The sequence below is a fragment of the Bradyrhizobium genomosp. I (2014) genome (genome assembly GCF_000261685.1).
Taxonomy (GTDB): domain Bacteria; phylum Pseudomonadota; class Alphaproteobacteria; order Rhizobiales; family Xanthobacteraceae; genus Bradyrhizobium.
This window is the reverse complement of the sequence record NZ_AJQE01000368.1, coordinates 1-14,568: the sequence shown is the minus strand read 5'-3', so window position 1 is coordinate 14,568 and position 14,568 is coordinate 1. Positions and strand designations below refer to the sequence as shown.

The window sequence follows — 14,568 nt, the reverse complement described above, 5'->3', positions numbered from 1 at the left end:
CCGGCAGGCGGCCTATGCCGTCGACGTCCTGGACACCACGGGCGCCGGCGACGTCTTTCACGGGGCCTATGCGCTGGCGATCGGCGCCGGGCTCGATGTGCCTGCGGCCATGGCGTTTTCGGCGGCCACGGCCGCGATGAAATGCCGTCACGCCGGGGGGCGGAACGGAATCCCTGATATCAACGAGTGTCTTGCATTCATGAGGACGAAGCCATGAGAACGATTGGAAAGAACCGCGGCCTGGCGAGGCTTGCCGACGCGGACGGCCACTTTCGCATGGTCGCGCTGGATCAGCGGCCGCCGCTGTTCGATGCCATTGCAAAGGCGAAGGGGATCACGCGCGATCAGGTCGCATATTCCGACGTGACCGCGGCCAAGCGTCTCCTCGTCGAGAACCTCGCCCCGCATTGCAGCTCGATGCTTTTCGATCCGAACTTCGCGGTGCCCGCCGCGATCGACCTGCTGCCGCCGCGTTGTGGCCTCATCATGACCCTCGAGGAGCACCGCGTCGAGGAGACCGCCGGAGGCCGCAAGTCCCGGGCGATCACCAACTGGAGCGTGGAAAAGATCCGCGCCATGGGCGGAGACGCCGTCAAGGTGCTGGCGTGGTACCGGCCGGACGCCGATCCTGCGGTGAACGAACACCAGAAGCGCTTCGTCCGGGAGATCGGCGAGGATTGTGCCCGGCACGACATTCCCTATGTCCTCGAGCTGCTGGTCTATCCGTTCCTCGGCAGCGCCAACCACACCGCCGACTACGTGGAATCGCCCGGCAAGCTTCCCGGCCTCGTCATCGACAGCGTGCGCGAGTTTGCCAGGCCCGAATACGGTGTCGATCTGCTCAAGCTGGAGAGCCCGCTTGCGGCCAACAGCCTGCCGGCCCGCGACGGTAGCGCGGAAGCCAAGGCCGCACAGAACGAGTTCGATGCGATCGGCGACATTTGCCGCGAGCGGAGCATTCCCTGGGTGCTGCTGTCGGGCGGCGCCGCGCCCGAAAAATTCGAGCGCGTCCTCGACTACTCCTATGCAGCAGGCGCAAGCGGTTTCCTGGCGGGTCGCACCATCTGGCTCGACGCCGTGCTGAAAAACTTCCCGGACCGCGCGGCGGTCTCGGCCAGCCTACGCAGGGATGGCCTCGGAGTGCTCGAAAAGCTCAATCAGCTGACCACGGCCAAGGGCACGCCCTGGAGGGCGCGCTTTCCGGTATTCACCGATATCAAGCAGGAAGGTGACTTCGCGCGCGCCTACTGAAATAGCAGCGGTTTCCGCGTGGTCATCTCGACCGCAGGTCCGCAACATGACTGAGAGCCTCACCATCCGTTCGACCGAGGCGTTCAGGCTATCGCTGTCATTGGCCTCGGCCGGACGGCGTTTGCCTGAACTCAAACGAGCGTCATCGCCATGCCCGCAGCAGCGCTGAAGGCGACGACGACGAGCGGAGGGGCGCGCCAGGCGACCAGCAGGACGAAGCCGACAAGAGCGATGCCGAAGTCGCGTGGCGAATGCACGGTCGTCGTCCACACCGGATCGTACAGCGCAGCGCCCAGCACGCCGACCACCGCGGCGTTGACGCCCCGCATCATGGCCTGGGCGCCGGCGCGCTTCCGGAACGAGTCCCAGAACGGCAGAGTGCCGAGCAGGACCAGGATCCCGGGCAGGAAGATGCCGATGAGGCCGAGCGCCGCGCCGGCGAGCCCGTGCGGCTCCGGAGAGACCACCGTGCCGAGGTAGGCCGCGAAGGTGAAGAGCGGGCCCGGCACCGCCTGGGCGGCGCCGTAGCCGGCAAGGAACGCATCGTCGCTCAACCAGCCCGGGGCGACGAAGGCCTCGCGCAGCAGCGGTAGCACGACGTGGCCACCGCCGAAGACAAGCGCGCCGGAGCGGTAGAACGCGTCGAACAGGGAGACGCCGGTGGATCCCGTCATGCTGCGCAGCGCCGGCAGCCCCGCCAGCAGGACGAAGAACATCCCGAGAGTGATCAGGCCCACGGTCCGCGACACCCGGATTTCAACGTGTCCGGACGGCGCCGGCGCCTCGCTGCGGCACAGCCACAGACCGGCGAGGCCGCCGAGAACGATCGCGCCGATCTGGGCGATCGAAGCCGTGCTGAAGAGGATGATCAGCGCGGCCACGACCGCGATCGATGCGCGTTCGCGGTCTGGACAGAGATTTCGTGCCATGCCCCAGACGGCCTGCGCCACGATGGCGACGGCGGTCAGCTTCAGTCCGTGCAGCAGGCCGGTGCCGGCCGGGCCGCTGAGCGTGCCCGCGCCGTAGGCGAAGAGGACGAGGACAGCCGCCGAAGGAAGGGTGAAGCCTGTCCAGGCGGCGAGGGCGCCGAGGTAGCCGGCCCGCATCAATCCGATCGAGAAGCCGACCTGGCTGCTGGCGGGGCCGGGCAGGAATTGGCATAGGCCGACGAGATCGGCGAAGGCATGCTCGTCGATCCACTTCCGCCGCAGGACGAACTCGTCGCGGAAGTAGCCGATGTGGGCGATCGGACCGCCGAAGCAGGTCAGCCCCAATTTGAGGAAGATCAGGAGCACTTCGGCAGGCGAGGTGGCGCTCTTGTTCGCCTCGATCGCGTCATCGGTCATGACTTTTCCTTCGACCCCGCATCGTTCCGAGATCGTTCTAGCGGTTATCGAATTTCGATAAAAGATCCGTTCTCCCGTCGGTTCCAGATAATGCGAGCTTGCCAACTCAACTTCTTTTGTTGGCGGAGGTTGCTCGTCCGGCTGTTGCGGGGCAATCGACCGGTGTTACTCAAGGCCAGCCGAAGGAGGTCAGAGCGATGACGACGATTGATCGACGTGGAGACACCCCTCGGTCGCTCATCAGCCGGCGAACTCTGCTTCGCGGCGCGCGGGCCGGTGCATTCTCGCTCATGACCGCCAAGACCCTCCCGCTCGTTCACGCCCAGGCGTTGTCGAAGGAGACGGCCGACTACAAGATCAGGATCGCGCCGATCTCGCTCGAGATCGCGCCCGGAAAAATCATCAAGACCACGGCCTACAACGGAGCCGTTCCCGGGCCCGCGCTGCGGGTCAGGGAGGGCCAGCCGGTCCGGATCGAAGTCACCAACGATTCCGGCTATCCCAATCTGATTCATTCGCACGGCCTGATGATCCCTTCGCGGCAGGATGGATCGACGGAAGAAGGCTCGCCGATCATCGAGCCCGGCAAATCATTGACCTACGAATATTTCGCGAAACCCTCTGGGACCCGCTGGTATCACAGCCACGCGATGGCGATGACCGATCTCAACAAGAGCACCTATACGGGCGAGTTCGGATTCCTCATCGTGGAGCCCGCCGCCGGCGATCCCGGCGGCTATGACCGGGAGGTGCTGCTCGCCGCGCACCACTGGGAGGGTCACTGGGTCAGCATGCAGGACATCAAGGCAGGCCCGCCGCCCGACAACGGACTGGAGGTCATGTATCGCGCAGCGACCCTCGGCGATCGCATGCTCGGCCACGGAGAGCCGATCCGGGTGCGCGAAGGCGAGCGCGTGCTGTTCCGGGTGCTCAACGCGAGCGGCAATATGGGCATCACGCTCGCGCTGCCGGGACATCGTTTCAAGGTGCTGGCGCTCGACGGCAATCCGGTCCCGACCACCGCGACCGTCGAAATCCTGAAACTCGACGTCGCCGAGCGCGCCGACGTGATCGTGGAGATGAACAATCCCGGCGTCTGGGTCTTCGGCTCGACGGAGGATGGGGACCGCAACATGGGAATGGGCGTGGTCGTCGAATACGCCGGCCGCGGCGGCGAGCCAGCCTGGTCGGCGCCCGCGAAATCCAGATGGGACTACACCGCGTTCGGGCGCTCCGACGTACCGGCCGCAGCGCCCGACGAGACGATCGGACTGAAGTTCGAGAAGATCCCGGGCGGGAGAGGTGGCTACAATCGCTGGACCATCAACGGAAGATCCTGGCCGGACACGAATCCGCTCTTCACCGTCGTCAAGGGCAGGCGGTACCGCCTGGTATTGAACAACAACAGCGGCGACGAGCATCCCGTGCACCTGCATCGCCACTCGTTCGAGATCACGAAGGTGGGAGACAAGCCGACCGCCGGGGTGATCAAGGACACGATCAGCATGCCCAGATACTCGACGGCCGAGGTCGATTTCATCGCCGACGACCCCGGACCGACCTTCTTCCACTGCCATCATCAAGACCACATGGACGAAGGCTTCGCCGGGCTGATCACGTATGCATGATGCGATCGGCTATTTCCTGATGGCCTCGCCGGTGAACTCGAGGACCCGCGACTTGGCCAACGCGAGTCCGCGTTTTCCGAGCGGTGTCGCCCGATAGAGGGTGCGAGCGGTTCGTCCGGGATGCTCTTTGCGCGACCGCAGATAGCCTTTCCGCTCCATGCCATGAAGCAGCGGGTAGAGCGTCCCGGGGCTGAGCTTGTAGCCGTGTCGAGCCAGCTCCTCGATCATCCACTGGCCGTAAATTTCATGTTCCGCGGCGTGGTGCAGAATGTGCAGCCTGATGAATCCCGTGAGCAAGTCCTTGTATTTCATGTCTTCTTTATCGAATTTCGTAATTGGAACGACGCCCTCGGCGGTCCGTTGACTCCGTTCCCGCCGGGCGCTCCTGCGTCCGGCGCAGCCACATTAACAGCGAGGAGACTGACCATGGCAAGTGCGGCAGATCGCGATCCCCGGCACCATACGCAGAAGATGCAGAAGGCGCTTCAGGAGATCCGGAACCATCTGCGCGAAGACATCCAGAAGGTCGACGAACCGCAGTTGAGAGCGATGTTCGAGACGTCCGCCGAAGTCCTCAGCGGGCTTGAGAAGGCTTTCAAGGATTACGAACAGAAGAACGAGAAAGCCTGGCGCTGATCGGCGGGGCTCCGCGATCAGTATGGCTTCGCGTTGAACACCGTGCTGGACGATGGCATCTCGGGTTTGTGGGTGCGGGTCTTGCAACCGGACAATGCGTCATGCGGAAAGCGAGCGCCCCGAATGCTGGATGAGGCCGTATGGTCGCGGAGGGAGGACGATGAGGAACAGCGCCTCGGACGTTGCCGACATCAGGGACGCCGTTCACCTCTGCGTCGACATGCAGAACATTTTCGCTTCCGGCGGTCTGTGGGCGACGCCCTGGATGGAACGGGTTCTGCCTACGATTGCCTCGATCGTTGCGCGCCATCAGGACCGGACGATCTTCACCCGCTTCATCACTCCGCAGGATCCGGAAGATCGCCCGGGGCAGTGGCAGAGCTATTTTCGCCGCTGGCACCAGGCGACCCGCAGGAATCTGCCGCCATCCGCTCTTGAGCTTGTGCCGGCCTTGAACCGCTTCGTTCCGCCGGCTGCCGTCATCGACAAGCCGGCCTATTCGGCCTTCAGCAATCCCGGCCTCGCGAGCCTGCTGGTGGAAAAGAAGGTCGGTACCGTCGTGATATCGGGCGCAGAGACGGACGTCTGCGTGCTCTCGACTGCCCTGAGCGCTATCGATCTCGGCTTCAGGATTGTCATCGTCGAGGACGCGCTGTGCAGTTCGTCCGACGTCGGGCACGATGCGCTCATGACGATGTATCGCACCCGCTTTCACGGCCAGGTCGACCTAGTGACAGCGGAAGAGCTGGCCGAATTCTGGCGGGAGTAGCAAATCGAGACTCTGGAGGCTCGGCTGGCCGCCGAAGCGCGGCGTCTGCGCGAACAAGCCAGCCTGCTTCCGCCCGGTGCGGCGCGCGAGGACAGGTTACGCAAGGCGCGTCAGGCGGAAACGGGGTCTCGGAAAAGTGGCTGCGGTCACCCGGCCTACAGTCGCCGCAATGGATTGCGTCGGCCCGGCAATATGCGTCGTCAACGCCCCTTCTTCGCGGCTTTGGTTCGCCGGTTGTAGGGTGAGCGATTGACGGGCCTTAGCGAAATGCCTTCGCGCTGGGCCTTGCTGCGGATGGCTGCGACCGGGCGCTGAAGCTTGATGCTCATCACGCCGGTTGGCGTGTTGCCTTTCGCAAGTTGCTTCAGCTTGCTGACGTCCGCGGGCGTCCAGGGCTGCCGTGCGCGGCGCTTGTAGGCGGGATTTGCCTTGCGCGGTCCCTTGCGGCCGATCGGCGAGCCCGGCCGTTTCCATGCTGCTTTTGCCATGATGATCCTCCTTCAAGTCGTTCTTGAACATGCGAATCAGCAGTTCTGTTCCGGCGGAACTGCGTCGGAGGCGCGATTGTATCCTGCGCATGACCGCGAAACGTAACCGCAGGAAACAGACCCAAACGCTCCAAGGAGCGGGGATGATTATCTGAGGGTCGACGACCTCGGCACGTCGATCGACGGGCTCTACGGCGTCGGCGAGGTCCTCACCGACCTGCACCAGCTCGCGGTCGCGTTCGCCCACGCCGCAATTGCGCCTGCACGATCCACAACAGCCTGCCGCCGCGCCTTCTTGAGCCGGTCCCGTCACAATCGACCGGATCCTGGAACGAAGCGCGTTGCTCCGCTTTGGTCGACAGAGGCGGGGCACGCAATGGAGAGAACGGATGGTCCAGTCCGAAGACATGACCCGCTGCATCGACCTCTGCATGAGCTGCTACCGCACATGCCTCGGCACGGCGATGAACCATTGCCTCGAGACCGGCGGCAAGCATGTCGAGCCGAAGCACTTCCGCCTGATGATGGCCTGCGCCGAGATGTGCCGGACCGCCGCGCATTTCATGCTGATCAACACGCCGCATCACAAGCATACCTGCGGTGAGTGCGCCGAAATCTGCAACGAATGCGCCGAGGATTGCGAGCGAATCGGCGGCATGGACGAATGCGTCGCGATGTGCCGCTCCTGCGCCCAATCCTGTCGCGCGATGGCGGCCTGAGAGAGAAGGCCCATGCTGGAAGAAAAACTCAAGGAGGCAATCGTCGGTGAGTTGCAGCGCCAGGCCGCCGAGCGGCCGCAATCGCTGAAGATCCAGGGCGCGGGGGACGCACAAAGTTCCGAGGAGCTGACCGTCAACGGCAACATCGACCTTGGCGCGCTGGTCATGGCGGTCGCGGGCTCTGTCGCGGGCGGGCCTTAAGCCCGGTCCTCCGCACCTCTCGCGCAATCCGGGCGCAGCGCCGCTCTATTCGGCCGTCCTGCAATATCTGCGGGCCGCGGCTGCCGTGGGCACGGATGACACCAATGCTGTCCTTGAGAAGATACGGTCAATGCCCGTCGACGATTTCCATGCGCCGGGCGCGCGGCTGCGCGCTGACAACAAGCTGGTGCACGATTTCCATCTCGTCGAAGTCAACAAGCCTGCGGACGTGAAAGCCCCCTGGGACTACTATAACGTCGTCGAGACAATCCGTGCCGAGGACGCTCATCATCCCCTGAGCCAGAGCGAACGCCCGCTGCTGAAGACGCCGCAGAACTAGCGCATCGCGCCCTCTTAAAGCAGCCTTCAGCCGTACTCCTCGCCGATGCCGTATTCCCGGTAGATCTCCAGCGGGTCGAGCTCGGGAAACAGGCGGCATTTGGCCTGGGCGAGGTGCAGGCTCACCGCCGCCGGCTCCTTGCCGTTGGCGAGCAACTTGCGGATGTCGTCCATATGCGCGTTCGGCTGGTGCTTCGGTTCGAGCTGCTCCAGTGCGACCAGGGCGGTCGCGAGCGCCTCGGTCAGAACCCAGTCGTCGTGGCCCGTGATTCCCTTCTTCGGCATCGGCAGACCCCGGATGTGGAGGCAGGTCCCCAGTCTATCGCGACTTCGGCCAAATCGCCATTGAGCCGTTGCGGCTGCCGGCGTCGAGGCAGATCGGCGCCGTGCGTCGGGTTGCATTATGGCCGCGTGTGGCTAAAAGGCGGCGGGCGCGGGGCGATCGTATCTTTGTTGAAATAAACTCGGCGTAGACCGGCCTGCACGGCATCCAGGCCGGCTGCTCCGGTCGGCCTCGTGATCCCGCACGCGCAACAATCCGATTGCGCGATCCCTCAAGGTTCGAGCCAGCATGGCCTTTCTCAGCTTCGTCTACCGCTTCCTCACCAATTTCGCCTTCCTGGCGATGGTCTATTTCAGCCTGAACTTCATGGAGAAGTATCCGAACCGGGCGATCCTGGCGATCCTGGTGCTGGTCTATGCCGCCATGCGCGCGGCCTCGACGCTGCGCGCGTTCTACTTCTACCAGAAGATCGAGAAGCTGGAGGCCGAGACCAGGCGCCTTCAGGCTCCGATCAATGACGGTGCGGGCGGAACCTCGGCGCGCAAGCAGGTCGTCGCCGACGTTGCGCGGCTGCGGCGCGACGGCGAACTCAAGTCCTATATGGACCTGTTTTTCCTGGCGCTGATCGTGCTGCTCTGCGTCGCCGCCATCATGCGGCAATAACCGCTCAGGCGCGCTTCTTCACGCTGGTCGCAACGCGGGTCGGGCGGGGCGTCGCGCTCTTGGCCTGCGCGGCATGCCTGAGCGCGGCAGGCGCCGCATGCGCGGTCCGGTGAGCGTGCGCCTTGCCGGCCTTGCCCTTTGCGGCCTTGTCCTTTGCCGCGGCCCGGGGCGGCTCGGCCGCAATTGCCAGCCGCGTCGCGGCACGCCGCGACAAGGTCGTCGACAGCAGCACCTCGACCGAGCCTTCCGGGATCGCAAAGAGCGCGCGGCCGGGCACGGGCAGGGTAGCCGCGACATTGGCCTGCGCCATGGTCCGCAGCGGCAGCAGCGGCTGATGCTCGGCCTGCGCATTGAGGTCGGCAAGAGCGGGCGCCGGCAGCGTCCGGGTCTGCGTGAACGCGAAATTCGGCACGCGTGGCCAGCGCGCGATCGGCGTCGTCTCGGTCGGCGGATGCAGCAGCCATTCCACCGTCGCGGTCGGCGTCGCCGGCCGTTCGGCGGTCGCGGGCACCACATGCACGATGCGATAGCCGCGCGCCTTGAGGTCGCGGATGATCCTCGGCAGCGCCGCCACCGTGCGGGCCTGGATGTCGTGCAGCAGCAGGATACCCTTGCCCTTGGCCTCAAGCCGCTGGATCGCGAGCTGGTAGACGCGGTCGGACGACACATGCCGCCAGTCGTCGGCGGGGAAATCGGCGCTCCAGACCTGGATGCCGCGCGAGATCAGATAGTTCTCGACGCCCTCGGCGCGCATCAGGCCGGGAATGCGGAAGAACGGGGCGAGCTGGGACGGATCGGTCATCGCGGCCGAGGTCCACGCGATTCCGCCGTTGATCTCGGCCTCGGCCTTTTCGATCGGCATCCGGTCGAAGGTCAGCGGGTGGTCCATGCTGTGTGTGCCGACGGTGTGGCCCGCCGCGACCAGCTTGCGCACGCCTTCCGGATTGGCCTTGGCCTGGCTGCCGATGATGAAGAAGGTCGCCTTGATGCACTCGTCGGCGAGGATCTGAAGCACCTGGTTGGAATATTTCGGCAGTGGACCGTCGTCGAAGGTCAGGACGACCTCATGGTCCTTCAGCGGCAACGTCTCGCGGTACTGCATGGTGCCGATCAGCGGATGCTCGCGCGGATCGACCACGAGGGTACGGGAGGTGCCGAGGGCGTCCGGGTGGCCGGGACAGTCGGCCGCAAGCGCGGCCGGCGAACCGACGATCAGCATGCCCAGACAGAGGACGATCCACGATCGCGTCCGCAAAACAAGGCTACTTCCGATCATGAACCCGGTCTGCCCTCATGCGCGATTGCCTCCTTGGTAGGTCGGAGACACCGCAAAATGGTTCAGGTGCAACACCCCCGCCATCTTTGCATGGGCTAGCATGAACAGAGTGTTAATAGGGCCGGGATCACCCCATTTTGCGCCGGCGTGACATTCCGGCATCAACGCGCATCGGCGTTCTTCTGCGACGTGCCCGCCGGTACGACGTGGACCACGCGATAGCCGTTCTCCCTCAGATACCGCAGGAAGGCCGGCATCATGGCGGCCGTGCGCACCTTGTTGTCGTGGAAGAGGATGATGCCCTTGCCGCTCGCCGCCAGGCGTTCGGTGACGAGCTTCAATTCCTGCTCCGGCGTGATCTCCTCCCAATCGCTCGCCCAGAGATCGGCCCCGAACACGACGATGCCGCGCGACTGGAGCAGGTCGAGTTCTGCTTGCGTCGACTCGAAATAGGGAAAGCGGAAAAACGGGGTCGAGGGTGTCGTCGTCGAGGTGCCGCGCAGCGCCATCTCGTCGGCAGCGATGCCGCGATCGAGGTCGGCCATCGCCTTGTCGAACGGGATATGCGCCATGAACGGATGCGACCAGGTGTGGTGGCCGACGGTGTGGCCCTCGCGGGCGATGCGCTTGACCATGTCGGGATACTCGGCGGCGTGCTGGCCGATCAGGAAGAAGGTCGCGCGCACGCATTCCTGCGCCAGCGCCGCCAGCACCTTCGACGTCGTCGGCGCGAACGGCCCGTCGTCGAAGGTCAGCACGACCTCGTGATCCGCCAGCGGCAGCGTCTGGGGAAAGCTCTTCAAGCCGACGCGCGGATACGTCTTGGCGTCGACGGTCAGGATGCGCGAAGTGCCGAGCGCATCCTTGCGCGGGCACTCGGCGGCATGGGTCGAGGCAATGCCGGTGAGGGCCGCAACGATCGCGCCCGCCGTCATCGATGTCCATTTCAATCGAAGCATCTTTGTCATTGCGCCCTGAGTTGCCTTGTGGGTATTGCCTGAACCATCAGCTCAGACCACTCGTTCCAACCTGTCAAACGGCGAGGCGCGCCATGGATGAACATATGGACGGTGCCCCATCCGCCTCGGATTCGGTACTCGACCACGTACCGATGCGCAATGAAAACGGCGAAATTCGTCATGAATTCGTCGAAGAAATTGCCCGTGCGATCGAGGCCGGCGACAGTGCGGCGCTGCGTGGCTGCGTCGCGGAACTGCACGAGGCCGATCTGGGCGATCTGATCGGGGCCCTGGAGCCCGAGGACCGCGTCCGCCTGGTCGAGCTCACGGGCCGCGACTTTGACTTTTCGGCCCTGAACGAGGTCGACGAGGCCGTCCGCGAGGAGATCCTCGAGGAGCTGCCGCCGGAGACGGTCGCCGAGGGCGTCCGCGAACTCGAATCCGACGACGCGGTCGAACTGCTGGAAACCCTCGACGCCGAGGAACAGGAGGAAATCCTCGAAAAGCTGCCGCTCAAGGAGCGTGTCGCGCTCGAGCGCAGCCTGCTCTATCCGGAGAATTCCGCCGGTCGCCGGATGCAGACCGAGTTCATCGCCGTGCCCCAGGATTTCACCGTGGGCCAGGCGATCGACTACATGCGCGAGACGCCGGATCTGCCCGACCGCTTCTACGAGATCTACGTCGTCGACAAGGACCAGCACTGGCAGGGCGCCGTGCCGCTCGACGTGCTCTTGCGCACGCGCCGGCCGGTGGCGCTGACCGAGCTGACCGACGAGGACCGCCGCCGCGTCTCCGTCCTGGAGGACCAGGAGGAGGTGGCGCACATGTTCGGCAAGTACAATCTCGTCGCCGCACCCGTGCTCGACACCCAGGACCGCCTTGTCGGCGTCATCACCGTCGACGATGTCGTCGACGTCATCGAGGAGGAGGCGGAAGAGGACCTCAAGGCGCTCGGCGGCGTCACCAGCGACGAAGAACTGTCGGACACCTTCCTGACGATTGCGCGCGGCCGCTTCAACTGGCTGCTGGTGAATCTCGCCACCGCCTTTCTGGCGTCCTCCGTGCTCGGCCTGTTCGAGGGCCAGCTGGAAAAAATGGTGGCGCTCGCGGTGCTGGCGCCGATCGTGGCGAGCCAGGGCGGCAATGCCGCAACCCAGACCATGACCGTGGCGGTGCGGGCGCTCGCCACCCGCGAGCTCGGCTCCTTCAACGCCTGGCGCGTGGTGCTGCGCGAGACGCTGGTCGGCCTCGTCAACGGTCTCGCCTTCGCCGTGATCACGGGCATCGCCGCGGTGGCCTGGTTCAAGATCCCGGGCCTCGGCATCGTCATCGGCCTCGCCATCATCTGCAACCTGGTCGCCGGCGCGCTCGGCGGCATCCTGATCCCGATGGCGCTGGAGCGCGTGCGGGCCGACCCGGCGGTGGCGTCGGGCACCTTCGTGACCACCGTGACCGATGTTGTCGGCTTCTTCTCCTTCCTCGGCATTGCGACCCTGTGGTTCGGGCTGAGATAGGGGCGCCCTCGCTCTCGTGTCCCGGGCGCGCTGCAACGCCCCTTCGCGTTGCTGCGCAGAACCGGGACCCATAGAGCGGCACGACACTGTGGCGATATGGGCCCCGGCTCTGCAGCGCACCGCCGAAGAGGCGCTGCGCAGCGTCCGGGGCACGAGACCATCTTTAATCCGAACTTAAGCGACCTGCCGCATCATCGCCTGCGCTTGGGGGAATCGGCATGCGGTTGCGGCTGAAGGCGGACGGACGGATCGTCGAATTGCGGGATGGGCAGGAATTTCCGGTCCAGCCGGCGGCCAATGACACGCCGGTCGAGGCCGGTCCGCCCGCGGTGCGCGATTTGCGCCGCCGCGCCTGCCTGACCCAGATGGAGTTCGCCGCCAAGCTCGGCGTCCCCGTCGAGACCATCCGCAACTGGGAGCAGGGCAAGCGCGCGCCACGGGGGCCGGCCCGCGCGCTGCTCGCGGTGATCGCGCATGCCCCGGACACGGTGTTTCAGGCGCTCGCCAAGGTCTGATGCACACCTCTCGTTAGTCTTGCATTGAATATTCGGCCCGGTCGTTGCGGCTTCCGTTGGCAGCATCATCGGCCGGGTCCATAGTGACATTTCGGGCTGCCGCAACAGAGAGGATTCCTCATGCTGTTCGTCGAGGCCAATGGCGCAAGAATCCCGGCGATCGGGCTCGGAACCTGGGAGCTGAGCGGGAGGCCTGCCGCGCGCGTGGTCGAGCAGGCGCTGCGGCTCGGCTATCGCCACATCGACACCGCACAGGTCTACGACAATGAGCGCGAGGTCGGCGACGGCTTGCGCGCCTCCGGCGTGCGCCGCGACGACGTCTTCCTCACCACCAAGGTCTGGACCAACCATTTCGCGCCCCACGATCTCGAACGCTCGGTCAAGGAGAGCCTGGCCCGGTTGCGGCTTCCCTCCGTTGATCTGTTGCTGCTGCACTGGCCCAATCCCCACGTACCGCTGGCGGAGACGCTGGGCGCGCTGTCGCATGCCAGGCAGATGGGGCTGACCCGCCACATCGGCGTCTCCAATTTCACGGTGGCGCTGATCGAGCAGGCGGTCGCGCTGTCGGCGGAGCCGCTCGTCTGCAACCAGGTCGAATATCACCCCTATCTCGATCAGGCGAAGGTGAGGGCGGCGTGCGAACGGCACGGCCTCGCGCTGGTCGCCTACAGCCCGATCGCCAAGGGCCGCGTCAAGTCCGACCAGACGCTCGTGGAGATCGGCCGTGCCCATCGCAAGACGCCGGCGCAGGTCTGCCTGCGCTGGCTGGTGCAGCAGAATGTCGCTGCGATCCCGCGCACCTCGCGCGTCGAGCGCCTGTCGGAGAACATCGAGATCCTCGATTTCGAGCTGTCGGAGGACGAGATGAGCCGGATCGCCGCGCTCGCCAATCCCAGGGGACGCCTGACCGACTTCGGCTTCGCTCCGAAATGGGATTGAGAGGGACTTCCGTTATGCTAGGACCGCGGCGGCAACCCAAGATCGGTCGATGGAACTGCGGAAGATCATACGGACGGACATTGCGGCGTCGGCGATCGCGCATCTGATGCTGGTGGCGCTGATCATCCTGGTCAGCGAAGTCCGCCCGTTCCATGCCGCGCCGCCCGAGACCGTTGCGGTGGACATTGTCACGCCGGAGCAGGTGAGGCAGGAAGAGGCCAAAGCGGACGAGAAGGCCGAGGAGAAGGAGAAGCCGCCGGAGTCGCTCCCCGACCTGAAGCTGCCGAAGCTGGATGTCACCGACAAGACGGACTCAGCGCCGGAGCCCGCGGCCAGGCAGCAGGCTGCTGCACCATCGCCATCACCACAGGCCTCGCCTGAGCCACAGCAGAAACAGCCGCAACCCTCGCAGGCGTCGAAGCAGCGCGAGGCCGGCGTGCAACCGCAGCCTCAGCAACCGCTGCAGCAGCAGCCGCAGTCCCAGCCGCCACCTCAGGCGATGCCGCAGCCTCAGGCTGCGCCGCCGCCGGCCTATCAGGCTCCGGAGCCGGACGTCACCGTCAAGTACGGCGTCATGCTGGGCCTGCCGCCTGAATTGCCGCCGGAGCTGCCGAAAGATGCCCCCAAGGACGATGGCGGCGATGCCAAGGATTCGATCGCAGCCGGGCTTCCGCCCGAAGTCATCGCCGAGCTTCGCCGCCATTTGCGGAGCTGCGCCAGGCTGCCGGCCGGGGTCGCGCCGACCGACAACGTCAATGTCAAGCTGCGCGCGGTGTTCGCCACCGACGGCACGCTGGCGCGCGAACCGATCCTGATCGAGGCTCCGCCGTCCGCAAAGGGCGTGGCCATCGTCAAGTCCGCAATGAGCGCGCTCCAGAACTGCCAGCCGTACAAGATGCTGCCGGCCGACAAGTACAGGGAATGGAAGGTGCTGGACTTGCCGTTCAGTCCGCGGGATTTCGGCGGGTAACCCCCCGTAGCCCGGGCTGTGTCGCCGAGCTGTCAACCCGCAGGCGCGAAAATATTCCGCTTTACCGAAATT

General features: G+C 65.3%; 19 protein-coding genes. 13 read left to right on the top strand and 6 right to left on the bottom strand.

What is annotated here, in order from left to right; genetic code table 11:
- Both IC50_RS32550 and IC50_RS32545 read left to right on the top strand, forming a co-directional pair.
- On the top strand, positions 1 to 217 hold a 217-nt coding region (locus IC50_RS32550), incomplete at its 5' end, for a PfkB family carbohydrate kinase (protein WP_035715106.1).
- Positions 214 to 1,251: a tagatose 1,6-diphosphate aldolase gene (locus tag IC50_RS32545; RefSeq protein ID WP_035715103.1), complete on the top strand. Its 1,038-nt coding sequence runs from the start codon at positions 214 to 216 to the stop codon at positions 1,249 to 1,251. The genes IC50_RS32550 and IC50_RS32545, both read left to right, overlap by 4 nt.
- Before the next feature lie 131 nt (positions 1,252 to 1,382).
- Here the strand turns inward: IC50_RS32545 and chrA are convergent, their stop codons facing one another.
- Positions 1,383 to 2,597 carry a chromate efflux transporter gene (chrA, locus tag IC50_RS32540; RefSeq protein WP_050991165.1) on the bottom strand — a complete coding sequence of 405 codons (1,215 nt, stop codon included), beginning with the start codon at positions 2,595 to 2,597 and terminating at the stop codon, positions 1,383 to 1,385.
- Between the two features lie 290 nt (positions 2,598 to 2,887).
- Here chrA and IC50_RS32535 point away from each other — a divergent pair, with 290 nt between their 5' ends.
- A complete protein-coding gene (locus IC50_RS32535; RefSeq protein WP_244429695.1) occupies positions 2,888 to 4,225 on the top strand; it encodes a multicopper oxidase family protein in 1,338 nt (445 codons plus the stop codon).
- A 9-nt stretch (positions 4,226 to 4,234) separates the two neighbouring features.
- Here IC50_RS32535 and IC50_RS32530 read toward each other — a convergent pair whose 3' ends face one another.
- Entirely contained in the window at positions 4,235 to 4,537 is a 303-nt protein-coding gene (locus IC50_RS32530) for a PadR family transcriptional regulator (RefSeq protein WP_035715100.1), read from the bottom strand.
- Positions 4,538 to 4,651: 114 nt separating this feature from the next.
- On the opposite strand from IC50_RS32530, the gene IC50_RS32525 reads away from it, so the two are divergent.
- Together IC50_RS32525 and IC50_RS32520 are read left to right on the top strand one after the other, a co-directional pair.
- Positions 4,652 to 4,861 (top strand): hypothetical protein, encoded by a 210-nt coding sequence (locus IC50_RS32525; RefSeq protein WP_035715098.1) that lies wholly within the window; start codon positions 4,652 to 4,654, stop codon positions 4,859 to 4,861.
- 160 nt (positions 4,862 to 5,021) lie between these two features.
- Positions 5,022 to 5,630: a cysteine hydrolase family protein gene (locus IC50_RS32520; protein WP_035715096.1), complete on the top strand. Its 609-nt coding sequence runs from the start codon at positions 5,022 to 5,024 to the stop codon at positions 5,628 to 5,630.
- A 200-nt stretch (positions 5,631 to 5,830) separates the two neighbouring features.
- Here the strand turns inward: IC50_RS32520 and IC50_RS32515 are convergent, their stop codons facing one another.
- A complete protein-coding gene (locus tag IC50_RS32515; protein WP_035715094.1) occupies positions 5,831 to 6,118 on the bottom strand; it encodes a hypothetical protein in 288 nt (95 codons plus the stop codon).
- 389 nt (positions 6,119 to 6,507) lie between these two features.
- On the opposite strand from IC50_RS32515, the gene IC50_RS32510 reads away from it, so the two are divergent.
- The 3 genes from IC50_RS32510 to IC50_RS32500 are packed head-to-tail and all read left to right on the top strand — an operon-like array spanning position 6,508 to position 7,378.
- A complete protein-coding gene (locus tag IC50_RS32510; protein ID WP_035715092.1) occupies positions 6,508 to 6,837 on the top strand; it encodes a four-helix bundle copper-binding protein in 330 nt (109 codons plus the stop codon).
- Between the two features lie 12 nt (positions 6,838 to 6,849).
- On the top strand, positions 6,850 to 7,038 hold the full coding sequence (locus tag IC50_RS32505) for a hypothetical protein (RefSeq protein ID WP_035715090.1): 189 nt from the start codon (positions 6,850 to 6,852) through the stop codon (positions 7,036 to 7,038).
- A complete protein-coding gene (locus tag IC50_RS32500; protein ID WP_271522730.1) occupies positions 6,989 to 7,378 on the top strand; it encodes an ABC transporter substrate-binding protein in 390 nt (129 codons plus the stop codon). Before IC50_RS32505 ends, IC50_RS32500 begins: the two co-directional genes overlap by 50 nt.
- 26 nt (positions 7,379 to 7,404) lie before the next feature.
- Here IC50_RS32500 and IC50_RS42120 read toward each other — a convergent pair whose 3' ends face one another.
- Complete coding sequence (locus tag IC50_RS42120; protein ID WP_035715087.1) at positions 7,405 to 7,662, bottom strand: hypothetical protein; 258 nt, start codon at positions 7,660 to 7,662, stop codon at positions 7,405 to 7,407.
- 286 nt (positions 7,663 to 7,948) lie between these two features.
- On the opposite strand from IC50_RS42120, the gene IC50_RS32490 reads away from it, so the two are divergent.
- Positions 7,949 to 8,323 (top strand): hypothetical protein, encoded by a 375-nt coding sequence (locus IC50_RS32490; protein WP_035715085.1) that lies wholly within the window; start codon positions 7,949 to 7,951, stop codon positions 8,321 to 8,323.
- 4 nt (positions 8,324 to 8,327) lie between these two features.
- On the opposite strand, the gene IC50_RS32485 is transcribed toward IC50_RS32490, so the two are convergent.
- On the bottom strand, positions 8,328 to 9,599 hold the full coding sequence (locus IC50_RS32485) for a polysaccharide deacetylase family protein (RefSeq protein ID WP_035715082.1): 1,272 nt from the start codon (positions 9,597 to 9,599) through the stop codon (positions 8,328 to 8,330).
- A 161-nt stretch (positions 9,600 to 9,760) separates the two neighbouring features.
- A complete protein-coding gene (locus IC50_RS32480; protein ID WP_085974088.1) occupies positions 9,761 to 10,567 on the bottom strand; it encodes a polysaccharide deacetylase family protein in 807 nt (268 codons plus the stop codon).
- Between the two features lie 83 nt (positions 10,568 to 10,650).
- Between IC50_RS32480 and mgtE the strand changes: the two genes are divergently transcribed.
- The 4 genes from mgtE to IC50_RS32460 all read left to right on the top strand — a co-directional run bounded on the left by mgtE (position 10,651) and on the right by IC50_RS32460 (position 14,496).
- Positions 10,651 to 12,072, top strand: coding sequence for a magnesium transporter (gene mgtE / locus IC50_RS32475; RefSeq protein ID WP_035715076.1), 1,422 nt, complete (start codon positions 10,651 to 10,653; stop codon positions 12,070 to 12,072).
- Between the two features lie 212 nt (positions 12,073 to 12,284).
- The gene (locus tag IC50_RS32470) at positions 12,285 to 12,587 is read left to right on the top strand and encodes a helix-turn-helix domain-containing protein (protein WP_035715074.1); all 303 of its coding nucleotides are present in this window, start codon (positions 12,285 to 12,287) and stop codon (positions 12,585 to 12,587) included.
- A 120-nt stretch (positions 12,588 to 12,707) separates the two neighbouring features.
- Positions 12,708 to 13,526: an aldo/keto reductase gene (locus IC50_RS32465; RefSeq protein WP_035715071.1), complete on the top strand. Its 819-nt coding sequence runs from the start codon at positions 12,708 to 12,710 to the stop codon at positions 13,524 to 13,526.
- A 49-nt stretch (positions 13,527 to 13,575) separates the two neighbouring features.
- Complete coding sequence (locus IC50_RS32460) at positions 13,576 to 14,496, top strand: hypothetical protein (protein ID WP_035715068.1); 921 nt, start codon at positions 13,576 to 13,578, stop codon at positions 14,494 to 14,496.
- Positions 14,497 to 14,568: the final 72 nt, after the last annotated feature.